Source organism: Jatrophihabitans fulvus (genome assembly GCF_054781375.1).
Window position 1 is genome coordinate 161,703 of the sequence record NZ_BAAGUN010000007.1, and the last position, 23,462, is coordinate 185,164.

At 72.2% G+C, this 23,462-nt stretch carries 29 protein-coding genes; 21 read left to right on the forward strand and 8 right to left on the reverse strand.

From position 1 onward, the window contains the following. Window positions 1-5 precede the first annotated feature (5 nt). The 5 genes from rpmD (at window position 6) to map (ending at window position 3,667) form a co-directional block, all read left to right on the forward strand. Window positions 6-188, forward strand: coding sequence for an uL30 family ribosomal protein (gene rpmD, locus ACYVP9_RS20310; protein WP_460606772.1), 183 nt, complete (start codon window positions 6-8; stop codon window positions 186-188). A 1-nt stretch (window position 189) separates the two neighbouring features. Next, window positions 190-630 (forward strand): large ribosomal subunit protein uL15, encoded by a 441-nt coding sequence (gene rplO / locus ACYVP9_RS20315; RefSeq protein WP_460606773.1) that lies wholly within the window; start codon window positions 190-192, stop codon window positions 628-630. 231 nt (window positions 631-861) lie between these two features. Beyond that, complete coding sequence (gene secY, locus ACYVP9_RS20320) at window positions 862-2,178, forward strand: preprotein translocase subunit SecY (RefSeq protein WP_460606774.1); 1,317 nt, start codon at window positions 862-864, stop codon at window positions 2,176-2,178. Next, a complete protein-coding gene (locus tag ACYVP9_RS20325) occupies window positions 2,175-2,828 on the forward strand; it encodes an adenylate kinase (protein ID WP_460606775.1) in 654 nt (217 codons plus the stop codon). Before secY ends, ACYVP9_RS20325 begins: the two co-directional genes overlap by 4 nt. Before the next feature lie 2 nt (window positions 2,829-2,830). Continuing rightward, window positions 2,831-3,667, forward strand: coding sequence for a type I methionyl aminopeptidase (map, locus tag ACYVP9_RS20330; protein ID WP_460606776.1), 837 nt, complete (start codon window positions 2,831-2,833; stop codon window positions 3,665-3,667). 10 nt (window positions 3,668-3,677) lie between these two features. Here map and ACYVP9_RS20335 read toward each other — a convergent pair whose 3' ends face one another. After that, window positions 3,678-5,288, reverse strand: a complete 1,611-nt coding sequence (locus ACYVP9_RS20335) for a LicD family protein (protein ID WP_460606777.1) — start codon at window positions 5,286-5,288, stop codon at window positions 3,678-3,680. 73 nt (window positions 5,289-5,361) lie between these two features. Here ACYVP9_RS20335 and ACYVP9_RS20340 point away from each other — a divergent pair, with 73 nt between their 5' ends. The 10 genes from ACYVP9_RS20340 to truA all read left to right on the forward strand — a co-directional run bounded on the left by ACYVP9_RS20340 (window position 5,362) and on the right by truA (window position 11,194). Beyond that, window positions 5,362-5,949, forward strand: coding sequence for a hypothetical protein (locus ACYVP9_RS20340; protein ID WP_460606778.1), 588 nt, complete (start codon window positions 5,362-5,364; stop codon window positions 5,947-5,949). 4 nt (window positions 5,950-5,953) lie between these two features. After that, window positions 5,954-6,418: a hypothetical protein gene (locus tag ACYVP9_RS20345; RefSeq protein ID WP_460606779.1), complete on the forward strand. Its 465-nt coding sequence runs from the start codon at window positions 5,954-5,956 to the stop codon at window positions 6,416-6,418. A gap of 155 nt (window positions 6,419-6,573) precedes the next feature. Beyond that, a complete protein-coding gene (gene infA, locus ACYVP9_RS20350; protein WP_460606780.1) occupies window positions 6,574-6,795 on the forward strand; it encodes a translation initiation factor IF-1 in 222 nt (73 codons plus the stop codon). A 33-nt stretch (window positions 6,796-6,828) separates the two neighbouring features. Further along, window positions 6,829-6,942 (forward strand): 50S ribosomal protein L36, encoded by a 114-nt coding sequence (gene rpmJ / locus ACYVP9_RS20355; RefSeq protein ID WP_119951654.1) that lies wholly within the window; start codon window positions 6,829-6,831, stop codon window positions 6,940-6,942. Window positions 6,943-7,098: 156 nt separating this feature from the next. After that, window positions 7,099-7,479 (forward strand): 30S ribosomal protein S13, encoded by a 381-nt coding sequence (gene rpsM / locus ACYVP9_RS20360; RefSeq protein WP_460606781.1) that lies wholly within the window; start codon window positions 7,099-7,101, stop codon window positions 7,477-7,479. After that, complete coding sequence (gene rpsK, locus ACYVP9_RS20365; protein ID WP_460606782.1) at window positions 7,479-7,883, forward strand: small ribosomal subunit protein uS11; 405 nt, start codon at window positions 7,479-7,481, stop codon at window positions 7,881-7,883. Before rpsM ends, rpsK begins: the two co-directional genes overlap by 1 nt. Window positions 7,884-7,897: 14 nt before the next feature. Further along, window positions 7,898-8,503: a 30S ribosomal protein S4 gene (gene rpsD / locus ACYVP9_RS20370; RefSeq protein WP_460606783.1), complete on the forward strand. Its 606-nt coding sequence runs from the start codon at window positions 7,898-7,900 to the stop codon at window positions 8,501-8,503. A gap of 100 nt (window positions 8,504-8,603) precedes the next feature. Continuing rightward, window positions 8,604-9,629, forward strand: coding sequence for a DNA-directed RNA polymerase subunit alpha (locus ACYVP9_RS20375; protein ID WP_460606784.1), 1,026 nt, complete (start codon window positions 8,604-8,606; stop codon window positions 9,627-9,629). Between the two features lie 69 nt (window positions 9,630-9,698). Beyond that, window positions 9,699-10,394 carry a bL17 family ribosomal protein gene (gene rplQ / locus ACYVP9_RS20380; protein WP_460606785.1) on the forward strand — a complete coding sequence of 232 codons (696 nt, stop codon included), beginning with the start codon at window positions 9,699-9,701 and terminating at the stop codon, window positions 10,392-10,394. 14 nt (window positions 10,395-10,408) lie between these two features. Next, a complete protein-coding gene (truA, locus tag ACYVP9_RS20385; RefSeq protein WP_460606946.1) occupies window positions 10,409-11,194 on the forward strand; it encodes a tRNA pseudouridine(38-40) synthase TruA in 786 nt (261 codons plus the stop codon). A gap of 135 nt (window positions 11,195-11,329) precedes the next feature. Here the strand turns inward: truA and ACYVP9_RS20390 are convergent, their stop codons facing one another. Continuing rightward, the gene (locus ACYVP9_RS20390) at window positions 11,330-11,947 is read right to left on the reverse strand and encodes a TetR/AcrR family transcriptional regulator (RefSeq protein WP_460606786.1); all 618 of its coding nucleotides are present in this window, start codon (window positions 11,945-11,947) and stop codon (window positions 11,330-11,332) included. Window positions 11,948-12,067: 120 nt separating this feature from the next. Between ACYVP9_RS20390 and ACYVP9_RS20395 the strand changes: the two genes are divergently transcribed. Further along, complete coding sequence (locus ACYVP9_RS20395) at window positions 12,068-12,895, forward strand: sterol desaturase family protein (RefSeq protein ID WP_460606947.1); 828 nt, start codon at window positions 12,068-12,070, stop codon at window positions 12,893-12,895. A gap of 45 nt (window positions 12,896-12,940) precedes the next feature. Then, on the forward strand, window positions 12,941-14,395 hold the full coding sequence (locus ACYVP9_RS20400) for a serine/threonine-protein kinase (protein ID WP_460606787.1): 1,455 nt from the start codon (window positions 12,941-12,943) through the stop codon (window positions 14,393-14,395). A gap of 19 nt (window positions 14,396-14,414) precedes the next feature. Here the strand turns inward: ACYVP9_RS20400 and ACYVP9_RS20405 are convergent, their stop codons facing one another. Genes ACYVP9_RS20405 through ACYVP9_RS20420 form a run of 4 tightly spaced genes read right to left on the reverse strand, consistent with a single transcriptional unit; the run spans window position 14,415 to window position 17,598 of the window. Next, a complete protein-coding gene (locus tag ACYVP9_RS20405) occupies window positions 14,415-14,990 on the reverse strand; it encodes an RBBP9/YdeN family alpha/beta hydrolase (protein ID WP_460606788.1) in 576 nt (191 codons plus the stop codon). 43 nt (window positions 14,991-15,033) lie between these two features. Then, a complete protein-coding gene (locus ACYVP9_RS20410) occupies window positions 15,034-15,504 on the reverse strand; it encodes a MarR family winged helix-turn-helix transcriptional regulator (RefSeq protein WP_460606789.1) in 471 nt (156 codons plus the stop codon). Between the two features lie 28 nt (window positions 15,505-15,532). Continuing rightward, window positions 15,533-16,192 (reverse strand): lysoplasmalogenase, encoded by a 660-nt coding sequence (locus tag ACYVP9_RS20415; protein ID WP_460606790.1) that lies wholly within the window; start codon window positions 16,190-16,192, stop codon window positions 15,533-15,535. A gap of 38 nt (window positions 16,193-16,230) precedes the next feature. Further along, window positions 16,231-17,598: an FAD-binding oxidoreductase gene (locus ACYVP9_RS20420; RefSeq protein ID WP_460606791.1), complete on the reverse strand. Its 1,368-nt coding sequence runs from the start codon at window positions 17,596-17,598 to the stop codon at window positions 16,231-16,233. A 74-nt stretch (window positions 17,599-17,672) separates the two neighbouring features. On the opposite strand from ACYVP9_RS20420, the gene ACYVP9_RS20425 reads away from it, so the two are divergent. Continuing rightward, the gene (locus ACYVP9_RS20425; RefSeq protein ID WP_460606792.1) at window positions 17,673-19,292 is read left to right on the forward strand and encodes an ABC-F family ATP-binding cassette domain-containing protein; all 1,620 of its coding nucleotides are present in this window, start codon (window positions 17,673-17,675) and stop codon (window positions 19,290-19,292) included. On the opposite strand, the gene ACYVP9_RS20430 is transcribed toward ACYVP9_RS20425, so the two are convergent. Continuing rightward, window positions 19,289-19,957: a class F sortase gene (locus ACYVP9_RS20430; protein WP_460606793.1), complete on the reverse strand. Its 669-nt coding sequence runs from the start codon at window positions 19,955-19,957 to the stop codon at window positions 19,289-19,291. The two genes, ACYVP9_RS20425 and ACYVP9_RS20430, sit on opposite strands and share 4 nt — an antisense overlap. 229 nt (window positions 19,958-20,186) lie before the next feature. On the opposite strand from ACYVP9_RS20430, the gene rplM reads away from it, so the two are divergent. From rplM to glmM, 3 genes are read left to right on the forward strand one after another with little or no spacing between them, the layout of a single operon-like run. After that, window positions 20,187-20,648 carry a large ribosomal subunit protein uL13 gene (gene rplM, locus ACYVP9_RS20435; RefSeq protein WP_460606794.1) on the forward strand — a complete coding sequence of 154 codons (462 nt, stop codon included), beginning with the start codon at window positions 20,187-20,189 and terminating at the stop codon, window positions 20,646-20,648. Continuing rightward, the gene (gene rpsI, locus ACYVP9_RS20440; protein ID WP_460606795.1) at window positions 20,645-21,034 is read left to right on the forward strand and encodes a 30S ribosomal protein S9; all 390 of its coding nucleotides are present in this window, start codon (window positions 20,645-20,647) and stop codon (window positions 21,032-21,034) included. The genes rplM and rpsI overlap by 4 nt, the downstream gene beginning before the upstream one ends. Beyond that, complete coding sequence (glmM, locus tag ACYVP9_RS20445; RefSeq protein WP_460606796.1) at window positions 21,034-22,362, forward strand: phosphoglucosamine mutase; 1,329 nt, start codon at window positions 21,034-21,036, stop codon at window positions 22,360-22,362. Before rpsI ends, glmM begins: the two co-directional genes overlap by 1 nt. A 54-nt stretch (window positions 22,363-22,416) precedes the next feature. On the opposite strand, the gene ACYVP9_RS20450 is transcribed toward glmM, so the two are convergent. Next, entirely contained in the window at window positions 22,417-23,451 is a 1,035-nt protein-coding gene (locus ACYVP9_RS20450) for a TroA family protein (RefSeq protein ID WP_460606797.1), read from the reverse strand. Window positions 23,452-23,462: the final 11 nt, after the last annotated feature.

Sequence of the window (23,462 nt, forward strand, 5' to 3'; positions counted from 1 at the left end):
CCGCCATGGCGAAGCTCAAGATCACGCAGACCAAGTCGGGCATCGGCTACAAGCAGAACCAGAAGGACACGCTGCGGTCGCTGGGTCTCAAGCGCATGCACGACACCGTCATCAAGGAGGACCGTCCCGAGATCCGCGGGATGGTCCACACCGTCACCCACCTGGTGACGGTGGAGGAGGTCGACTGACATGTCGCTCAAGGTTCACCACCTGAAGCCGGCTCCCGGCTCGCACACCAAGAAGACCCGCGTCGGCCGCGGTGAGGGCTCGAAGGGCAAGACCGCCGGTCGCGGCACCAAGGGCACCGGTGCCCGCTACCAGGTGCGCGCGGGCTTCGAGGGCGGCGCGACCCCGATCCACATGCGGTTGCCGAAGCTCAAGGGCTTCACCAACCGCAACAAGGTCGCCTACCAGGTCGTCAACGTCGCGCAGCTGACCTCGCTGTTCCCCGAGGGCGGCACCGTCGGCATCGACGAGCTCGTGGCCGCCGGCGCCGTCCGCAAGGGCGAGCCGGTCAAGGTCCTCGGCAACGGCGAGCTGACCGTGAAGCTCGACGTCACGGCGGACGCCTTCTCGGGCAGCGCCCGGGAGAAGATCACCGCCGCCGGCGGCAGCGCCACCACGCGCTGATCGAGGCACCAGCACCACCGTGCGACTTCGCGCACCGGACGTCCTGTGGCCGCCCTGTTCAGGGGCGATCCCGCGTCCGGTGCGCGAACGCATAGAGTGAGGCGGTTCCGGACGGGCTCCCACGCCCGTCCTTGACGGACGTCCGGCGGTCTCGGCCCGCCCGTCAGCACCAGCAAGCACCACCGCACCGGCAACGGCGACTGCCCCGCAGTCGTCATGAGGAGGACACCCGTGCTCAGGGCCTTCGCATCGGCATTCCGCACTCCGGACCTGCGCAAGAAGATCCTCTTCACCCTCGCGCTCATCGCCCTGTACCGGCTGGGCGCGTCGATTCCGACGCCGAACACCGACATCCAGAACATCAACCAGTGTCTGAACACGGCGACGCAGGACAGCAAGAACATCTACTCGCTGATCAACCTGTTCTCCGGCGGGGCGCTGCTGAAGCTCTCCGTCTTCGCGCTCGGGATCATGCCGTACATCACGGCGAGCATCATCATCCAGCTGCTCGTGGTCGTCATCCCACGCTTCGAGCAGTTGAAGAAGGAAGGCCAGTCGGGCCAGCAGAAGCTGACCCAATACAGCCGGTACCTCACCATCGGCCTGGCCATCCTGCAGTCCGTCGGCTTCATCGCCCTCGCCCGCTCGGGCCAGCTGTTCCAGGGCTGTGACCAGAACCAGTTCCCGATCCTCTACAAGGACGACGTCTGGACCCTCGCCACGATGGTCATCGTGATGACGGCCGGTACCGGCGTCATCATGTGGCTGGGCGAGCTGATCACCGACCGCGGCGTCGGCAACGGCATGTCGGTGCTGATGTTCACCTCGATCGCGGCGCGCATCCCGTCCGAGGGTCGCGTCATCCTGCAGAACGCCGGCGGGTTCGTCTTCACCCTGATCCTCGCGCTCGGCCTGGCGATCATCGTCGCGGTGGTCTTCGTCGAACAGGCGCAGCGCCGTATCCCGGTGCAGTACGCGAAACGGATGGTGGGCCGCCGGCAGTACGGCGGCACGTCGACCTACCTGCCCCTGAAGGTGAACCAGGCCGGTGTCATCCCGGTCATCTTCGCCTCGTCGCTGCTCTACATCCCGCAGCTCATCAGCCAGCTGGTGAGCCCGGACAACCAGAGCGGCTTCGCAGCCTGGGTGAACGAGTACCTGCTCGACCAGACGGCGCCGTCGTACCTGATCGTCTACTTCATCCTGATCATCTTCTTCGCCTACTTCTACGTCGGCATCACGTTCGACCCGGTCGAGCGCGCCGACGACATGAAGCGCTACGGCGGCTTCATCCCCGGCATCCGGCCCGGACGCCCGACGGCGGAGTACCTGCAGTTCGTGCTGTCGCGCATCACCTTCCCGGGTTCGCTGTACCTGGGCATCATCGCCGTGCTGCCGAACTTCTTCTTCACCCTGACCAGCGGCAACAACCAGAACTTCCCGTTCGGCGGTACCGCGGTGCTGATCATGGTCGGCGTGGGTCTCGACACCGTGAAGCAGATCGAGAGCCAGTTGATGCAGCGCAACTACGAAGGCTTCCTGCGTTGAGGCTCGTGCTGGTCGGCCCTCCCGGCGCCGGCAAGGGCACCCAGGCCGAGTTCATCGCCGAGCACTTCGGCATCCCGAAGATCTCGACCGGCGACATCTTCCGCGCCAACGTCTCCGGCGGCACGGAGCTCGGCCAGCAGGCGAAGAAGTACATGGACGCCGGCGACCTGGTGCCCGACGAGGTCACCAACGCGATGGTCCGTGACCGGCTCGCCGAGCCCGACGCCGCCGACGGGTTCCTGCTCGACGGGTTCCCGCGCAACGTCGCGCAGGCGGACGTGCTCGCCGAGATCCTGCTCGAGGTCGGGTCGCCGCTGTCGGTCGTCCTCGACCTGGACGTCGACTTCGAGGAGGTCGTCAAGCGGCTGTCGGGCCGGCGCACCTGCAAGAAGTGCAGCCACGTCTGGCACCTCGAGTACGACCCGCCGGCGAACGAGGGCGTCTGCGACCGGTGCGGCGGCGAGCTGTACCAGCGCGACGACGACAAGCCCGAGACCGTCCGCCACCGGCTCGAGGTCTACGCGCAGCAGACCGCACCGCTGATCGACTACTACCGCACGGCGGGCCTCCTCGTGGCGATCGACGCGTTGGGCGCCGTCGAGGACGTCACCGAGCGCGCCGTCGCCGCGCTCGAGCCGTTCAAGGACTGACCGTGCGCGGCCTGCCGGAGCGCATCCAGCTCAAGACCCCTGCCCAGTTCGCCGTCATGCGCGAGGCGGGGCTGGTCGTCGCCCGCGCGCTCGCGGCCATGCGTGACGCGGCGGCCCCCGGTGTCTCGACACTCGATCTCGACGCCATCGCGCGCGACGTGCTGCGCGAAGCCGGCGCGACGTCGTCGTTCCTCGGCTACCACGGGTTCCCGGCCGTCATCTGCGCGTCGGTCAACGACCGCATCGTCCACGGCATCCCGTCCGCGGGCGAGAAGCTGGCCGAGGGCGACCTGATCTCGATCGACTTCGGCGCGATCGTCGACGGGTGGCACGGCGACTCCGCCGTCTCCGTCCCCGTCGGCGAGGTGCGTCCCGAGGTCGCCGAGCTCTCGCGGGCGTGCGAGGCGTCGATGTGGGACGGGCTGGCCGCGATGCGCGCCGGCAACCGGCTCACCGACATCTCCCACGCGGTCGAGACGTCCGTCCGCAAGGCCGGCCGGTACGGCATCGTCACCAACTACGGCGGCCACGGCATCGGCACCGAGATGCACATGGCCCCGCACATCCTGAACCACGGCCGCCCCGGCAAGGGCCCGAAGATCGTCCCCGGAATGGCCTTCGCGATCGAGCCGATGCTCACCCTCGGGTCGCCGGAGACGCAGGAGCTGGACGACGGCTGGACCGTCACGACCGTCGACGGCAGCTGTGCCGCGCACTGGGAGCACACCGTCGCGCTGCTCGACGACGGCCCGTGGGTGCTCACGGCCGCCGACGGCGGACGCGAGGAGCTCGCCCGCCGCGGCGTCACGGTGTCGTCCGCGGCGCTCGCCACCGCCTGAGCCGCACCAGTCAGCGCACCGCGACGATCCGGTAGAGGTCCGGGTCCTCATCGCGGTACGGCGAGCGTCCCGTCCCGTGGTCGGCCTGCTCGAGCGTCCAGCCGTGGTCGTCGCGCAGCAGGGCCGCGACGGCGTCGCCGTCGACGAACTCGCGCAGCCCCGCCCGCCGGTTCTTGACCAGCGGACGGTCGGTGGCGTGCCGGAACTCCAGCGCGAGGCGGTCGCCGGGTGCTGCCGCCGCGGTGACGCCCGCGAGGACGACAGCGCGCTCGTGCGCCGTGAGCGCGTGCAGCAGGAAGCGGGCGTGGAACAGCGCCGGTCCCGGCGGACGGGCGGCGAGCGCTGCCGCGAGAGCGTCCGGGTCGGCGACGTCGCAGCGCACGACCTCGACGTCCGGGCGCTGCCGGGCGGGATGCAGCGCGGCGTCCGCGACGTCCAGGGCGAGCACCGCGCGTCCGGCCGCCGCGAAGGCGGCGGCGTCCCGGCCGTCGCCGCACCCGAGGTCGACGACCACCCGCGGCGCGTCCTCGACCAGGGCGAGCGCGAAGGGCGACGGGTCGTCGAAACGGGTGTGCGAGTGGAACTCGCGCCAGTAGAGCTCGTTCTGCCCCTGCCGCGGCAGGAAGGCCTCGGGCCAGTCACGCCGCCGGTCCAGCCGCCACGAGAAGCCGGGCTGCGGCAACCGCCAGCTCGTCCCGTACAGCAGGGTCAGCACGGCCTCGGCGCCCGACGGGACCCGTGCCGTGCGTCCGCCGAAGGGCACGTCGTGCAGCGTTCCCCAGTCGGCGCGCGCGACCGGCGCGGTGCCGGCGACGCCCCACGGCACGGCGAGCCGGTCGTCCGCGTCGAAGAAGTGCGGGAACAGGTCGACCCGCCGGGGTGAGCCGGGGGCGAGCACGTGCAGCAGCGGTCCGTAGGGCTCGACGACCCAGCCCGCGTCGAGCAGGGCGGACGCGACGTCGTGCAGTTCGCGGCCCACCGCAACCGGATCCGAGTGCCCGGACAGGTAGCCGAGGTCGAGGTCGTCGTCGTGCGCGATCGCACCGCCCTCGCGCGCCGCCCCGAGCAGCGAACCGTAGGCCAGGAACGTGCTGAGCCCGAACCGCTCGCGCAGCACGGCGTCGACGCCGTCGGCGAGCGCGAACACCTCCCGCCGCCACGCCTCGTCGCGATCGAGCGCGCGCTGCAGCACCCCGGTGCGGGAGAAGACGTGCCCGTCCGCCAGCGCGGCACGCAAGGCGGCCCACCCGTGCCGGCCCTGTTCGGTGGGCAGCACGACGGTCCCGCGGCCGGCGATCGGCAGCGGACGGCCGTCCGCCTCGACGGTGATGCGCTCGCGCGGCCCGACGTGGTCCCACAGCTCGAAGAGCAGGAAGCGGAACCCGCCGATCTCGCCGCCGGGGTCCCGGCGGGGCGACGGCATGGCCGCGACCGTGCGCGCGACGGCGACGCCGTCGACGCACAACGTCACCTCGGCCGGCGGGGCGCCCGCGGGCACGGACACCCACCCCGACACCTGGCGGCGCCGGAACTCCTCGACCATCCCCGAGCGGACGCCGTCCGGGCGGGCGTCGTCGGGCCGGGCGCGGGCGCGCCATCTCGGAGGACGGGCGGCCGGCATCGCGCCACCCTCCCAGACGAGAGGGGCACCAGCACCCCTGTGCGGGCGGCCCGGCGTGCCTAGCGTCGTCGGCATGACCATCCCACCCGCGCCGTACCGGCCGCAGCAGGACCCGACGCAGGGCTTCGCCGGCCTACCCGGGCCGCCGCCCCTGCCGCACCAGCCCGCCCCCCAGGCCCCGGGCGGCGCGGGTGGCATGCCGCCCACAGGCCGGCACGGTCCCGGCGCGGGTGGCCCGCCGCAGCACCCGCCGTCGTTCGGGCCGCCGAGCCACACCTGCGCTGCGCGGGCGAAGGGCGCGAACGCCATCTGGGGACTCGGTCTCGCGAGCGCCGCGGCGGTGATCGCCGGGCTGTCGATCCCCGAGGACGGCGCGACCGGATGGGACACCGTGCACGCGTGGGGCGGCCTCGCGATCCTCGGCGCGCTGCTGACCCTCGCGCCCGTCGCGCTGTCCGGCCTCACCGCCGCGCGGGCGTGGCAGGCGTCGGTGTGCGGCGCCGGGGCGCTCGTGCTGTTCTGGGTGCTGTTCGTGCTGCCGGCGGCCGGGTCGAACACCTCGCTCGTCGCCACCGTCGGCGTGGCCGCGGGCGTCATCGCCACCTGGATCGCCCCCGGACGGGAGCCGGTCGGCGACCGTCCGTCCCGGAACACGTGGTGACCCCGTGCGCCGCACCATCCCGGGCCTGTCGGTTCCGGCACGCCTGAGCGCGGCGGCCGCGCTCTGTGTCGTCCCGCTCGGCCTGGTCTGGACGAAGGTCGAGGGCTTCGTGACCAACGGGTACTTCGGGCCCGGGTACTGCGACTACGACGGGTACTGCCAGCCGGGCGTCTACACCGCCGGCGTGTACGTGCCCGGCAGCACCGCCACGGTGGCGCAGTCGCCGGCCCGGGTGTTCCTCGTGGCCGCCGCCGTGCTGCTGGTCGTCGTCGCCACGCGGTCCCGGACGGCCGCGACGTTGCGCCTCGCGCGGCTGGCGACGGCCTCAGTGGTGCTCGCCGCGGTGCTCGCCGCGTCGCACCGGGCGACGCTCACGCTGGCCTGTACGGTCGGTGCCCTGGCCCTGGTCGGACCGCTCGTCCTGCCGCGGATCCCCGGCGTTTTGGTGTCCCGTCCCGCGAGTCGGTAGACTGCCACGTTGGCGCACGCCGCGTTTCATCCTGCCCGCTGTGGCCGCGGGCCGAAGCGGGGATCCCTCACGATCGCGCCGGGTTCCACCGGCGTGCTCAGTGCGTCGGCAGTATGTCAACGACTCAGTGCGCAAGCACGAGGAAAGCGGAGGACATGGCAAAGAAGGAAGGCGCCATCGAGGTCGAAGGCCGCGTGGTGGAGCCGTTGCCCAACGCGATGTTCCGGGTGGAACTGACCAACGGGCACAAGGTGCTTGCGCACATCAGCGGAAAGATGCGCCAGCACTACATCCGCATCCTGCCTGAGGACCGCGTGGTCGTGGAGCTCTCGCCCTACGACCTCACCCGCGGTCGCATCGTCTACCGCTACAAGTAGTTCCACCGTCTCGAGCAAGAAGGGGCCACGACCGTGAAGGTCAAGCCGAGCGTCAAGCCGATCTGCGACAAGTGCAAGGTCATCCGTCGCCACGGTCGGGTCATGGTCATCTGCGACAACCTGCGCCACAAGCAGCGCCAGGGCTAGTACCGGTCGCAGAGACCATCCAGCACGCGCGTACCTGTCGCCGCTGATCATCAGCGGCCATCCACCTCCGGATCATCGGCCGGAGCCCTGCCCGGGCGGGCAGGGACGGACGCGCACCCACACCGATGAGTCACAGAAATCAGGAGAACCGCCCGCATGGCACGTCTTTCCGGCGTGGATCTTCCCCGCGAGAAGCGGCTGGAGATCGCGCTCACGTACATCTACGGCATGGGCCGTACCCGTGCGAAGCAGACCCTCGAGGCCACCGGCGTGAGCCCGGACGTCCGCGTCCGCGACCTCGTCGAGGCCGACATCGTCAAGCTCCGCGACTACATCGACGCCAACTTCCGCGTCGAGGGCGACCTGCGTCGTGAGGTCGCCGCCGACATCCGCCGCAAGGTCGAGATCGGCTGCTACGAGGGCATCCGGCACCGCCGCGGCCTGCCCGTCCACGGCCAGCGCACCAAGACCAACGCCCGTACCCGCAAGGGTCCGAAGAAGACGATCGCGGGCAAGAAGAAGGCAGGTAAGAAGTAATGCCGGGTCCCGCACGCAAGGGCGCAGCCAAGAAGACGCGCCGCCGCGAGAAGAAGAACGTCACCTTCGGTCAGGCGCACATCAAGAGCACCTTCAACAACACGATCGTGTCGATCACCGACCCCCAGGGCAACGTCCTGTCGTGGGCCTCGGCCGGCCACGTCGGGTTCAAGGGCTCGCGCAAGTCGACGCCGTTCGCGGCGCAGATGGCTGCCGAGAACGCCGCCCGCAAGGCGCAGGAGCACGGCGTCAAGAAGGTCGACGTGTTCGTCAAGGGCCCGGGTTCCGGTCGCGAGACCGCCATCCGTTCCCTGACCGCCGCCGGCCTCGAGGTCGGCAACATCGCCGACGTCACGCCCCAGCCGCACAACGGCTGCCGTCCGCCCAAGCGCCGCCGGGTCTGAGAGGAGACACCACCATGGCTCGTTACACCGGACCCGCCACGCGCATCTCGCGTCGCCTCAACGTCGACCTCGTCGGTGGTGACGCCAGCTTCGAGCGTCGCCCGTACCCGCCCGGCCAGCACGGCCGCAACCGCATCAAGCAGAGCGAGTACCTGCTGCAGCTGCAGGAGAAGCAGAAGGCCAAGTACAGCTACGGCGTGCTCGAGAAGCAGTTCCGTCGCTACTACAACGAGGCCACCCGCGGCCAGGGCAAGACGGGTGACAACCTGCTGCAGATCCTCGAGTCCCGGCTGGACAACGTGATCTACCGCGCGGGCATCGCCCGCACCCGCCGCCAGGCGCGGCAGATGGTGTGCCACGGCCACTTCCTGGTCAACGGCCACAAGGTCGACATCCCCAGCTTCCGCGTGTCGCAGTGGGACATCATCGACGTGAAGCCCAAGTCGCTCGAGACGACGCCGTTCCAGATCGCCCAGGCGACCTACGGCGACCGTCCCGTCCCGGCCTGGCTGCAGGTCGTGCCGAACTCGCTGCGCATCCTGGTGCACTCGCTCCCCGTCCGGGCCCAGATCGACATCCCGGTCCAGGAGCAGCTCATCGTCGAGCTCTACTCCAAGTAGCGCTCGTCCCGCCCGGGTCGGTTCCGACCGGCCCGGGCGGTGCATCACCCTTTGTCGGACGTCATATAGCGGTCGTCCACGAACCCAAGGAGTTCCACCTGTGCTGATCTCCCAGCGCCCCACGCTCGCCGAGGAACCCATCTCGGAGAGCCGCTCGAAGTTCGTCATCGAGCCCCTCGAGCCCGGCTTCGGCTACACGCTCGGCAACTCGCTGCGCCGCACCCTGCTGTCGTCCATCCCGGGCGCGGCCGTCACCAGCATCCGCATCGACGGCGTGCTGCACGAGTTCACCACCGTCGAGGGCGTCAAGGAGGACGTCACCGACATCATCCTGAACCTCAAGGAGCTCGTCGTGAGTTCCGAGAGCGACGAGCCGGTCGTCATGTACCTGCGCAAGCAGGGCCCGGGTGACGTCACCGCCGCGGACATCGCCCCGCCCGCGGGCGTCACCGTGCACAACCCCGACCTGCACATCGCCACCATCAACAAGAAGGGCCGGCTCGAGATCGAGCTGGTCGTCGAGCGCGGCCGCGGCTACGTCACCGCCGTGCAGAACAAGCAGCCCGGCCAGGAGATCGGCCGCATCCCGGTCGACTCGATCTACTCGCCGGTGCTCAAGGTGACCTACAACGTCGAGGCCACCCGCGTCGAGCAGCGCACCGACTTCGACCGCCTCGTGGTCGACGTCGAGACCAAGAGCTCGATGACCCCGCGCGACGCCGTGGCGTCGTCCGGCCACACGCTCGTCGAGCTCTTCGGCCTGTTCAAGGAGCTCAACGAGGAGGCCGAGGGCATCGACGTCGGCCCGTCGCCGACCGAGGTCGCCGACCTGGCCGCGTTCTCGATGCCGATCGAGGACCTCGACCTCACCGTCCGCTCCTACAACTGCCTCAAGCGCGAGGGCATCCACACCGTGGGTGAGCTCGTCGGACGCAGCGAGGCGGACCTGCTCGACATCCGCAACTTCGGCTCCAAGTCGATCGACGAGGTCAAGGTCAAGCTGCACGGCCTCGGCCTGGCGCTCAAGGACAGCCCGCCCGGGTTCGCCCTGCCGAGCTCGGTCGAGTCCTACGGCGACGACGACTTCACCGAGGACCAGGACTTCGCCGAGACCGAACAGCTCTAGTCCACCCGACGGCCGGCGTACCTGACACGGCGTCCGGTCGCAGCGCTCCATCTCACCGAAAGGCACTCCATGCCCACGCCCACCAAGGGTCCCCGCCTCGGCGGCGGTCCTGCCCACGAGCGGCTCATGCTCGCCAACCTGGCGACCGCGCTGTTCGAGCACGACCGCATCACGACCACCGAGGCCAAGGCCAAGCGGCTGCGCCCGCTGGCCGAGCGTCTGATCACCTTCGCCAAGCGCGGTGACCTGCACGCCCGTCGCCAGGTGCTCACCGTCGTGCGCGACAAGGACGTCGTGCACAAGCTGTTCGCCGAGATCGGCCCGAAGATGGCCGACCGTCCGGGCGGCTACACGCGGATCATCAAGACCAACCCGCGCAAGGGCGACAACGCGCCGATGGCCGTCATCGAGCTCGTCGAGGAGCTCAAGTCGGTCGTGGCCGAGGCCGAGAAGGCGCGGGGCACGAAGACCGCCACCAAGAAGGCCCCGACAGGTCGCACGAAGGAGATCGCGGAGGACGCCAAGGGCGAGTCCGCGACCGCCGCCGCCGTCGCGGCCGACGAGGACGCCGCCGAGAACGCTGCGGACTCCGACACCGCCGACTCGACCGAGGACGAGAGCGGCCTGGCCGCGATCGGTCTCGGCGACGACGACGCCGAGGAGGCCGCGGCCGCCGAGGACGAGGTCATCGGCGGCGAGCCGGAGGCCGGCGGCCAGGAGGCCTCGAAGGCCGACACCGCCGACGACACGTCGGACGAGAAGTAACCAGCCACACCGCGATCGAGGCGGGTCCGCTCACGCGGGCCCGCCTCGACGTTTCCTACGACGGGTCCGGGTTCTCCGGATGGGCCCGTCAGCCCGACCGCCGCACCGTGCAGGGCGTGCTCGAGAACGCCCTGGCCACCGTGCTGCGGGTGCCGTCCGCCGAGCTGACCGTGGCCGGGCGCACCGACGCAGGCGTCCACGCCTCCGGTCAGGTCGCCCACGCCGATCTCCCGGCGTTGCCCACCGCGTCGCGGCTCAACCGGGCGCTGCCCGACGACGTCCGCGTGCGGGCGATCGAGGAGGCGCCGCCGGGATTCGACGCCCGGTTCGCGGCGCTGTCGCGCCGCTACGAGTACCGGCTGTGCGACCGCACGCCCGATCCGCTGCGGCGCGGGTTCGTCACCCACCACCCGCGGCCCCTGGACGTGCCCGCCATGGTGGCTGCCGCGCCCGGTCTGCTGGGGCTCAACGACTTCGCCGCCTTCTGCAAGCGCCGCGACGGGGCCACGACCCGGCGCACGCTGCTGCGCCTCGACATCGCCCGCGACGCCGACGAGATCGTCGTGACCGTGGTCGCCGACGCCTTCTGCCATTCGATGGTCCGCTCGCTGGTCGGCAGCCTGCTCGCGGTGGGGGAGGGCCGGCGGCCGTCCGACTGGCCGGCGTCACTGCTCGGCCTGGGCACCCGCGCGAACGACGTCGCCGTCGCCCCGGCCCACGGGCTCACGCTCGTCGAGGTGACCTATCCGCCCGACGACGAGCTCGCCGCCCGCGCCGCGCAGACCCGCGCCCGCCGCTGACCCCCTGCTTCCGTCGACTGGCACGTTCCGGGGCCGACTGGTGAGTTGAAGTCACCCAGTCAGCGTCGAACCGTGCCAGTCAACGCGGGAACCTGCCAGTCAACGGGGAGGCGGACGGCCAGGAGGTCGGGACTGTCAGGACGGGTCCGGGCCGAGGATGGCGGCGAACAAGCGCTCGCAGCGCGCGGCCATCGCCCCCGCCGACTCGGCGGGGTGGTCCAGCCACCACCGGACGAGTGAGTGGACGAGACCCATCCAGACCGCGGTGAGCGCGGACGCGTCGAGGGTGCTGCGCAGGCCGCGCGCGGCGAGGAACCGCGCGGAACCGCTTGCGGCGAGCTCGGAGATGCGCGACTGGTAGGCGCGCGCGGCGGCGGCGACGGGGCCGTCCGCCGGTACGGACGAGTCGTACAGCAGCCGCCAGGCCTCGCGCTGCGGCTCGAGGGCCTCGAACACCGCGCGCAGCGGGTGGATCCGCGAGGCGACGGTGTCGTCGACGGCGAGTTCGGCCTCGTTGAGGCGGGCCAGCAGCTCGCCCGCGACCTCGTGCAGGCAGGCGAGGTACAGCCCGTCCTTGGACCCGAAGTACTGGTACACGAGGGGTTTCGAGATGCCGGCAGCGGCGGCGATGTCGACGACGGACGCCGACCCGTACCCGCGGCGGGCGAACTCGACGATGGCGGCCGTGCGGATCTGCTGCTCGCGCTCGGCGCGGGGGACGCCCTTCGTCCCGATGACGGCGCCGCTCGACACGTCAGCGATCTTACCCTAGGGTAAGTGACCCCAGGGTCAGTTCAAGGAGGCGCGGACGTGTCGATCGGTGAGACAGTGCGCGATCCGGTGGCGGTCGCGATCCCGTTCTTCGTGCTGTTCATGGCGCTCGAGGCGCTGTCGCTGCGGCATCTCGACGACGACGCGAAGGCCACCGCCGGCTACGAGGCGCGCGACACCCGGACGAACATCCTCATGGGCCTCGGCTCGCTCGTCGTCAACGGCACCGCGCGCGTCGCGGCGCTGCTCGGGTACGCGGCGCTGTACGTGCTCACGCCGCTACGGCTCGACCCGCGGCAGTGGTGGACGTGGGTCGCCGTGCTGCTGCTCGTCGACCTGATCTGGTACGCCTACCACCGTGCGTCGCACCGGGTGAACATCCTGTGGGCGGGTCACCAGGCGCACCACAGCAGCCGTCGCTTCAACCTGTCGACGGCCGTCCGGCAGAAGTGGAACCCGTGGGGCGAGCTGCTGTTCTGGACGCCGCTGCCGCTGCTCGGCGTGCCCCCGTGGATGATCTTCACCGCGTTCTCGATCAACCTGGTGTTCCAGTTCTTCGTGCACACCGAGCGCGTCGACCGGCTGTGGCGGTGGGTGGAGTTCGTATTCAACACCCCGTCGCACCACCGGGTGCACCACGCGAGCGATCCGGACTACCTGGACAAGAACTACGCCGGCATCCTCATCGTCTGGGACCGCCTGTTCGGCACGTACGCCGAGGAGACGCACCGTCCGACGTACGGGCTCACCAAGAACATCGACAGCCACAACCCGTTCGTGCTGCAGTACCACGAGTACGGCACCATCGCCCGGGCCGTGCGCCGCAGCCCGGACTGGCGGCAGCGGCTGCGGCACGTGTTCGGCCCGCCCGGCGCCGGAGACGTCGCGAGCGACACGAGGCGCACCGGCGCGGCCGCCGTCACCGGCTGACCGCACCCGCCTGTGGGACGCTGGCGCCCCGGCGGAGGTGGGCGTGTGGACGAGTTGATCGGTGGGCGCTACCGGCGGCTGTCGCTCATCGGGGCCGGCGGCATGGGCGAGGTGTGGCTCGGCGAGGACACCGTGCTCGGACGACGGGTGGCGCTGAAGACGCTGCTCGCGCACGCGCTCGCGTCCGACCCCCGCGCCGCCGAACGGCTGCAGCGTGAGGCGCGGCTCGCCGCCCGGCTCGACCACCCCAACGCCGTCACCGTCCACGACGTGGTCACCACGGACGGCCACCCGTGCCTGGTCCTGCAGTACGTCCCCGGGACCACGCTGGCGGGGCTCGGCCGCCTCGACCCGCACGCGGCCGCGGCCCGGCTGCGCGGTGTCGCCGACGCGCTGGCCGAGGCGCACGCGCTCGGCATCCTCCACCGCGACATCAAGCCCGCCAACGTCCTGGTCGACGACCGGGGACGCGCCCTGCTCGCCGACTTCGGCATCGCCCGCGACGCGGTGGACACGGGACTGACGGGGACGGGCACGTTCATCGGGACCCCGGCCTACCTGCCGCCGGAGGTGGCGCACGGTGGGCCGCCGACCCCGGCCGGAGACGTCTACTCCCTCGGCGCGACCCTCTTCGCCGTCGTGGAGGGTCGCGCGCCGTTCGACGACGGGTCGGGCAACGCGCTGGCGGTGCTGTCGCAGGTGCTCACCCGTCCGGCCCCGCCGCCGCTGCGCGCCGGGCCCCTGACCGGCCTGATCACCGCCATGCTGTCGGTCGATCCCGCCCGGCGGCCGGCCGCGGCGCAGGTCGCCGCCGCCCTCGGCTCCGTCGAGCCGTCGCCGGTCCGGCCCGGTCCGGACGACGCCCCGACGGTGCGGGTGAGCGCGACACCACCCGGCGGGCGCGGAGTCGACGACGCGCACGCCACGCTGCTGGGCGCCCTCGACCACGCGAATGCCGTCACCGCGGGGTGGAGCGGCGACAGCGGCACCTGGGAGAGCCTGCTCGTCGGCGAGCTGCTGCCGCAGCTGGGCGAGCACGACCGCGTGGACCTCTTCGTGCCGACCCTGGTCGGGGTGGACGGTCCCCGCCGGGCGGGACTGCCCCGCCGGGTCCAGCGCGGCCTCCCGCGGGTGCGGGCCGGGGCGACGATCGCCCTGGCCGACCGCCTGGTGTCGGCGTGGACGACGAACGAGCGGACGCTCGCGCACCTGTCGGTCACGATCCACTACGACCGCATCGCCGGCGTGCGCGCGGCCGCGGTGCGCGACGGGGACGAGGTGTTCCACGGCGTCGAACTGCTCTGCGACGGGTTCGTCTGGCCGTTGCTGTCGACGAACGCGCCCGCGCCGGACGCCGTCCGCTCCCTGCTCCACCAGCTCGCCGGACGGGCGGCGGGCAGCGTCCGGCCGGTATGGGCGGACGACGAGGTGGTCGGCTGGGACGTCACCGACGCGCACGGTGCCCGGCACCGCGAGCCGGGCTGGGCCGGAGCCGGCTAGGGGTGGTTCGGCCGGCGGCTCAGAAGAACGCGAGGTTGTCGCGGGAGCACCACGACGACATCGCCGGCCACTGCCCGAACCCCGACGCGGCGTCGAGGTGCCCGCCGTCGGGGACGACGGTGGTGGCCATCTTCAGCGGCACGCCGTAGGCGCTCGCGATGCCCTCGGGGCACTGCGGGTCGTCGGCCCCGCCCACGAGCACGGTGCCCTCGGCGGCCCGCCGCACGGCGTCGAGGTCGAGCGGCGGCGGGAGCAGCCCGGCGTCGTCCGTGGCGGACGGCGAGGGCGGGGCGACGAGCGCGACCCGGTCGGGGCGCGGCAGCTCCGCGACCCGGCCGGACACCGTGTGGTGCAACCACAGCAGCGCGCCGTCGCCGTGGGCGACGACGTCGAACCCGCCGTCGGGCAGTGCGGCGAGCGCGTCGTCGAGGGCGGCGAGCATGTCGTCGCGCGAGGCGCCCGAGGAGACGGTGCGGACGACGCGGCCGGCGGCGGTCAGCTCGGTCTCGAGCAGCGCGGTCCAGTCGCCCTCGACGGCGCCGCGGCGACCCGGGAGCAGCAGGGTCGGGACGGCGCGGGACGGGCGGCGGGGCATGGCCCGAGCCTAACCAGCGGGCGGGCGGGCGGGACGCGCCCGGCTACTCGGCGGCTGCGGTGGCCGGTTCGCCGTCGGCGTTGGTGCGCATGTCGTCGACGAGGCCGTGCAGCCGGGAGCGCAGGGCCTCGAGCGCGTCGTCGTCCAGGCCGGTGCCGCAGCGCACCTCGTGCTGGACCGCGGCGGCGCGCCGTTCGAGCTCGCGTCCGGCCGCGGTGAGTCGCACCAGGGCGACCCGGCCGTCGGACGGGTCGGACGTGCGGGCGACGAAGCCGGCCTGCTCGAGGCGGGTGAGCACGGGAGTGACGGCGTTGCCGGGCAACTGCAGGCGTTCGGCGATGCGGTGCACCGGTTGCCCGTCCTGCTCCCACAGCACCATCAGCGCGATGTATTGCGAGTAGGTCAGACCGATCTCGCGCAGCAGCGGGCGGTACGAGCGCGTGATCGCGTTCGTCGCGGCGTAGAGCGCGAAGCAGAGCTGGTCGTCCAGGCGAACCGTCTCGGGCTGCGTCATGTGTGTGTTCCCCTCGTTAAACGCGAGCCTAGCCACTGGACAGCCCCAGGCCGAGCACGATGGCGAACTGGGCCAGGTGATAGGTCACCGCGATCAGCACCGGACCGTGCGCCGAGCGGGCCACGAACCGCTCCCGGGCGATGACCGCGTCGGACACGACGAACAGCACACCGCCGAGCGCCACGAGCACGACCTGCGTGCCCGAACCGAAACCGGCCATGGCCGCGACGACCGCGCCGTAGACCGCCACGGCGGCCACCAGCGGCGCGCCGCCGTCCCCGGCCGCGCGCCGCAGCACCGGCGGCAGCGTGAGGCCACCGATGCCGGCGGCCACCAGCAGGCCCGCGAGCAGCGGCAGCGGGTGCACCCCCGTCCGGACGAACCCGACCACGTAGGCGAGGTGCCCGAGCAGGAACGAGACCAGGCCGGTGAGGAACCGGGGGTCGAGCGGATCGGGATCCGACACGTTGTCGGCCAGCGCGATGGCGACGTCACCGACGAGGCCGAGCGCGAGACCGGCGACGATCCACGGGTGGGCGGGGCCGAGGTCGGCGACCACCGCCGCGGCGAGCAGCACCCCCAGCGTGGCGGGTTTGAGCACGAACTCGAGGCGGAACAACCGCCGGTGCACGGCCGCCCAGTCGCCGACCGCGAGGACGCCCGCGACGATCAGCAGGATCACCGGCACCGGCCGAGTATGCCGGGACGCGAGACCGTGCGCCGGGCTCACGCGCCGAGGACGACCCCCGGGTTCAGGATGCCGGCGGGGTCGAGCGCGTTCTTGATCGTGCGGGTCAGCGCCATGACGTCGTGGCCGAGCTGGTCGGGCAGCCACGGCGCCTTGAGCCGGCCGACGCCGTGCTCGCCGGTGATGGTGCCGCCGAGCGACAGCGCGAGGTCCATGACCTCGCCGAACGCCGTCTGCGCCCGTTGCCGGGCGGCGTCGTCCTTCGGGTCGTACGCGATGATCGGGTGGGTGTTGCCGTCGCCGGCGTGCGCGACGACGACGATGTGGGTGCCGCGTTTCTCGGCGATCTCGCGGATGCCGTGCACCAGCGCCGGCAGTTCCGGCACGGCCACGCCGACGTCCTCGAGCAGCAGCGAACCGAACTTCTCCATCGCCGGGAACGCCGCCCGCCGCGCGGCGGCGAACGCCTCGCCCTCGTCGGCGTCGTCGGTGGTGAACAGCTCACCCGCCCCGTGCTTCTCGCACATCGCGCGGATCTGCTCGATCTCGGCGCCGGCGGCGTCGCCGGGTGCGTCCGACCGCGCGAGCAGCAACGCACCCGCGCCCCGGTCGAGACCCATCTTCACCAGGTCCTCGACGGCGTTGATCGAACCGTTGTCCATCAGCTCCAGCATCGACGGACGGCAGACGCCGGTGATCGCGACGACCGCGTCCGCGGCGAGCTCGACGCTGGGGAACATCGCGACCAGCGTCGAGGCGGGCGGTGGCGCCGGCAGCAACCGCAACGTCAGCTCGGTGATGACGCCTAGGGTGCCCTCGGAGCCGACGAACAGCTTGGTCAGCGACAGGCCCGCGGTGTCCTTGAGACGGGGGCCACCGAGCCGGACGGCGGTGCCGTCGGCGAGCACCACCTGCATGCCGAGCACGTAGTCGGTGGTGACGCCGTACTTCACGCAGCACAGCCCGCCGGCGTTGGTCGCCGCGTTGCCGCCGATGGAGCAGATCTCGAACGAGGACGGGTCCGGCGGGTAGAAGAAGCCGCACTCGGCGGCGGCCTTCTTGACCTCGGCGTTCAGGGCGCCGGGTTGCGCGACGGCCACGCGGGTGACGGTGTCGATCGCGACCTCGCGCATGCGCTCGGTCGACAGCGTGATGCCGCCCGCGATGCCCGACGACCCGCCGGACAGGCTCGAGCCCGCCCCGCGGGGCACGACGGGCACGCCGTGCGCGCTCGCCCAGCGCAGGGTCGCCTGCACGTCCTCGACCGTCCGCGCCCGCACCACGGCCATCGGGACGCCCGCGTCCGGGTCGCGCGCCCAGTCGTGGCGGTAGTTCGCCAGCAGGTCGGGATCGGTGACCAGGGCATCGTCCGACAGGTCCGCGGCGAGCTGCGCAAGATCGGCCATGAGGCCAGTGTGCCCCCGCGGACCGGCATGGCAATACGCATGCGCCTGTGGAGGCGATGCCCGAGACTGGCCCGATGGGACACGTCGAGGTCGCCGGGCTCGGCCACATGCTGGCCGACGGGCGGGAGCTGCTGCACGACGTCGGCTTCCGGGTCGGCGACGGCGTCAAGGCCGCGCTGGTCGGGGCCAACGGAGCCGGAAAGACCACGCTGCTGCGCATCGTGGCGGGCGACCTCGCCGCGCAGTCGGGCAGCGTCACCCGCGTGGGCGGCCTCGGCGTCATGCGGCAGTTCATCGGCTCGGTGCGCGACGAGACGACCGTCCAGGACTTTCTCGTGCAGCTCGGCCCGCAGGCGCAACAGGACGCGTGGGCGGCGGTGCAGGCGGCCGAGCTGGCGCTCATGGAACGCGACGACGAGACCGCCCAGCTCGCGTACGCCTCGGCGCTCGGCGACTGGGGCGACGCCGGGGGCTACGACGCCGAGGTGCTGTGGGACGTCGTCACCGTCGCCGCGCTCGGCGTGCCCTACGAGCGGTGCAAGTACCGCGAGCTGTCGACGCTGTCGGGCGGGGAGCAGAAGCGGCTGGCGCTCGAACTGCTGCTGCGCGGCAGCGACCAGGTGCTGCTGCTCGACGAGCCGGACAACTACCTCGACGTCCCGGGCAAGCGGTGGCTCGAGCAGCGCCTGCGCGAGACGCAGAAGACGGTGCTGTTCGTCAGCCACGACCGCGAGCTGCTCGCCACCGTCGCCGACCGGGTCATCACGGTCGAGGGCGGCACCGCCTGGACGCACGGCGGCGGGTTCACCAGCTATCACGAGGCCCGCACCGCGCGTCACGAACGCATGGCCGAGGTACGGCTGCGGTGGGACCAGGAGCACCAGCGACTCAAGGACCTCGTCCGCACCCTGCAGATCCAGGCCCGCGTCAGCGAGGTCATGGCGCAGAAGTATCGCGTCCAGGCCCGGCGGCTCGAGCGCTTCGAGGCCGAGGGGCCGCCCCCGGACCGTCCCGAGGACGAGAAGGTGAGCATGCGGTTGCGCGGCGGGCGGACGGGCCTCCGTGCCGTCACCTGCGCCGGCCTCGAGCTCACCGGGCTGATGCACCCGTTCGACCTCGAGATCTTCTTCGGCGAGCGGCTCGCGGTGCTGGGCGCCAACGGCGCCGGCAAGTCGCACTTCCTGCGGCTGCTCGGCGGGGACACCGTGGCGCACACCGGCGACTGGAAGCTCGGCGCCCGCGTCGTCCCCGGCCTGTTCGCCCAGACGCACGCCCACCCCGAGTGGCTGGACCACACCCTGCTGGACCTGCTCTGGGCCGGCGCGGACGACCGGCCGAGCGTGCCCCGCGGACCGGCGGTCGGACGGCTGCGCCGCTACGGGCTGGGCGACCAGGCCGAGCAGCGCTTCGGCACGCTGTCCGGCGGCCAGCAGGCGCGGTTCCAGATCCTGCTGCTCGAGCTGGGCGGCTGCACGCTGCTGCTGCTCGACGAGCCGACGGACAACCTCGACGTGCTCAGCGCCGAGGCGTTGGAGGAGGCGCTGGAGCAGTTCGAGGGCACCGTCGTCGCGGTCACGCACGACCGGTGGTTCGCCCGCGCCTTCGACCGGTACCTCGTCTTCGGGGCGGACGGCCGCGTGTACGAGTCGGACGAGCCGGTCTTCGAGGAGACCCGCGTGCAGCGGGCGCGTTAGGCGCCGGCGCTGCCCGTCGGCACGGCGTACACGACGATGTTGTCGAGGTAGTTGCCGGTCGAGGCGTCGAACGGCCCGCCGCAGGTGACGAGCGCGAGCCGTCCGGTGATCTTCTGGTCGAAGATCTGCCGGTAGGGCAGCGCCGTCTTGTGGTAGGTGCGCACCGCGGTGACGCGAAAGCTGACCTTGCGCTGCTGGCGGGCGTTGAACCGGCCCCAGACCCGCACGGTGTCGCCCGGCTTCAGCGCGCCGATGCGGGCGAAGGTGCCCTGCACCCCGTTGTAGTTGATGTGGCTGGTGAGCACCGCGGTGCCCTTCTTCGATCCCGGACGGGCGCCGGGGCTCCACCAGCCGACGATCTTCGGGTTCTGGGGGATCTCGAGCTCGCCGTCGCTCGTGGTCGCCACCTTCACGACCGGCGCCTTCGCGCGCAGGCGCGGGATCTCGACGCGGGTGGGCGACAACGACACGGTGTAGGTGCCCGTCGCGCGCGGCACCGGGGCGGGTGTCGAGGCGGGGGCGGCGGCGGCCTGCTTGCGCCCGTAGTAGGGGGACGTGTTCCACGTCATCCCGGCGATCGACACGATCATGATCGCCACCAGCACGCAGGCCAGCGGGACGGCGCCGACGCGCGCCACGACAGCACGGGTGGTCAGCGACGGCACGGGGCTCCTCGGGGTGGGCCGGAACGGCAAGCGCCAGCTTAACGGAGCGGCGGGCGTCCGCCAGCCGGACGATTTGGAGCGGCCGTGACCCGGCCGGTACTGTCGTCGGTTGGCGTGCGACGCACGTCCCCGGCCATGCCCCGGGGTACACGCGGCCGGTCCCTGCGGGGCCACCGTGGTGACCGTGGGGGCGCGAAGTCGCGTGAAGACCGACCGAAGGAACTGGACCATGTCGAAATCCCGCCGTCCCGGCGGCACCTATTCGCCGAAGGCGGGCGAGGTCGAGCGCACCTGGCACGTGATCGACGCCAACGACGTCGTGCTCGGCCGCCTGGCCAGCCAGGCCGCCACCCTGCTGCGCGGCAAGCACAAGCCGCAGTTCGCCCCGCACATCGACACCGGCGACTTCGTCGTCATCATCAACGCCGGTCAGGTCGCGGTGGCCCCGAGCAAACTGGGCGAGCCCCGCTACCGCCACTCCGGCTACCCGGGTGGCCTGAAGCAGGTCACCGTCGGCGACCTGCTCGACCGCCGTCCCGAGCGCCTCGTCGAGCTCGCCGTCCGCGGCATGCTCCCCAAGAACAGCATCGGCCGCGCCCAGCTGAAGAAGCTGAAGGTCTACGCCGGCCCCGACCACCCGCACGCGGCCCAGAAGCCGCAGCCGTTCGAGATCAAGCAGGTGTCCCAGTGACCTCTCCCGCTCCCGTCGTCGGTCGCCGCAAGGAGGCCGTCGTCCGCGTCCGCCTCCTTCCCGGAACCGGTGAGTTCAAGCTCAACGGCCGCACGCTCGAGGCCTACTTCCCGAACAAGGTCCACCAGCAGCTCATCAAGGAGCCGTTCGTCACGCTGGAGAAGGACGGCCAGTTCGACGTCATCGCCACGCTGAGCGGCGGCGGCGTCACCGGCCAGGCCGGCGCGCTGCGCCTCGCCATCGCCCGCGCTCTCATCGGGCTCGAGCCCGACGACCGTCCGGCGCTGAAGAAGGCCGGCTTCCTCACCCGTGACCCGCGGGTCAAGGAGCGCAAGAAGTACGGCCTCAAGAAGGCCCGCAAGGCCCCGCAGTACTCCAAGCGGTAGTGGGCCTCTTCGGCACCGACGGCGTCCGGGGCCTGGCCAACGCAGACCTGACGCCGGAGCTCGCGCTGTCGGTGGCCTCGGCCGCCGCGCGCGTGCTCGTCGCGCACGACACGTCCCACCGCCCGCTCGCTGTGGTGGGACGCGATCCGCGCGCCAGCGGCGAGATGCTCGAGGCCGCGGTCGTCGCCGGGTTGACGTCCGCCGGCGCCGACGTGCTGCTGGCCGGGGTCCTCCCAACCCCGGCGGTCGCGTACCTGACGGCCGACTACGGCGCCGACCTCGGCGTCGTGCTCTCGGCCTCGCACAACCCGATGCCCGACAACGGCATCAAGTTGTTCGCGGCCGGCGGGCACAAGCTGCCCGACGACATCGAGGCCGAGATCGAGGCCGCCGTCGGCGCGCCCGGCCCCACCCGTCCGACCGGTGACCGCATCGGACGCCTGCGCCCGGCCGCCGACGCGGCCGGCCGCTACGCCGCGCACCTGCGGACGGCCGTCCCCGACGCGCTCGACGGACTGCACGTCGTCGTCGACTGCGCCCACGGGGCGGCGTCCGCCGTCGCCCCCGAGGTCTACCGGGCCGCGGGCGCGCGGGTCACCGCCATCGCCGCCGAGCCGGACGGTCTGAACATCAACGACGGGGTGGGCTCCACCCACCTCGACGGGCTGAGTGCAGCCGTCCGCGAGCTCGGCGCCGATCTCGGTATCGCCCACGACGGGGACGCCGACCGGTGCCTCGCCGTCGATGCGCAGGGCACCGTCGTCGACGGCGACCAGCTGCTCGCCGTCTGCGCCCTGGCGCTGCAGTCGGCCTCGCGGCTGCGCGACGACACGGTGGTCGCCACGGTGATGAGCAACCTCGGTTTCCACCACGCGATGCGCGACGCCGGCATCGAGGTGCTGACCACCGCCGTCGGCGACCGGTACGTGCTCGAGGCGCTGCGGGCCAAGGACCTCAACCTCGGCGGCGAGCAGAGCGGGCACCTCGTGTTCGCCGACGCCGCCACCACCGGCGACGGCCTGCTCACCGCCCTGCACGTCATGGCCCGCATGCGCTCGACCGGCGCGCCGCTCGCCGAGCTGGCCGCGGTGGTCCGGCGGTTGCCGCAGACCCTCGTCAACGTCCGCGTCAGCGACCGCTCGGTCGCCGGGCTGCCGCGGGTCGCCGACGCCGTCGCCGCGGCGCAGGCCGAACTGGGTGACAGCGGCCGCGTGCTGCTGCGCCCGTCCGGCACCGAGCCGCTCGTCCGGGTGATGGTCGAGGCCGCCACCCAGCAGCACGCCGACGACGTCGCGCACCGCCTCGCCGAGGTCGTCGGCGCCTCCTGACGCACGCGAGCCCGCCCCGGACGGATCCGGGACGGGCTCGGCGTGCTGCCGGGCTCAGCCGGCGGCGTCGGCCTTCTTCGCCGCGGCGGCGAGCTTGTCGACGAGCCCCGGCAGGGCGGTCGGCAGCGACAGTGCCGTGGGCGGCGACACCGCCGACACGTTCTCGACCCCGACGATGTCGGCGACCGCCCCGGACTTCACGGCCGGGATGCCCTTGGCGTAGCTCTGCGCGAAGAACTGCTTCGACGCGGCCTGGTCGTCGAAGTAGGTGACGAGGATGTCGCTGTCGAGCTGGTCGAGCTTCTCCGGGCTCAGCGTGTAGTAGAACGATTCGTCGCCGTTGGCCAGCGAGTCGACGCTCGGCGCGATGACGGGGCCGAGGTCGAGCATGAAGCCCACGCGGGCGTCCGCCGCCTTGTAGACGTAGATGGTGCCCTTGACCGGCAGCAGCGCCGCGACGGTCCTGCCCTTCAGCTCGGGGTGCTCGGCCGCCTCCCGGGCGATCTGCGCGTCGATCGTCTTCAGCACCTGCGCGCCCTGGTCGGCGCGGCCGAGGGCCTGGGCGACCTGCTCGATGTTGTCGCGCCAGGGGGTGGTGTACGGCTTGCCGGTGTAGGCGACGGTCGGCGCGATCGCCGTCAGGACGCCGTACTGCTCCTTCGTGATGCCGCTATAGGTGGCGAGGATCAGGTCGGGGTTCGCCTTGCGGATGGCGTCGTAGGCGGGGGCCTCGGTGGCCTGCGGCAGCACCGTCGGCATGGTCGCGCCCATGGTCTCGATCTTCTTCTCGACCCAGGGCAGCACGCCGTCGTCGCCGCCGGCGTAGGCCTGGTACTCCATCGCGGTCGGCACCACGCCGACGGCCAGCGATGCCTCGGCGACGCCCCAGCCGAGCGCGACGACGCGCTTCGGCGCCGTCGTGATCTCGGTGCTGCCGAAGGCGTGCTTCATGGTCACGGGGAAGGCGCCGGCATCGGCCTTCGCGGTGTTGGAGGGTCCCTCGTCCGTCGTCGACGTCGAGCACGCGGTCAGCGACAGGGCGCCGAGCGTGAGCGCGGCCAGGGCGGCGCGCAGGAGGGGGCGGGGCATGGGCTACGTCC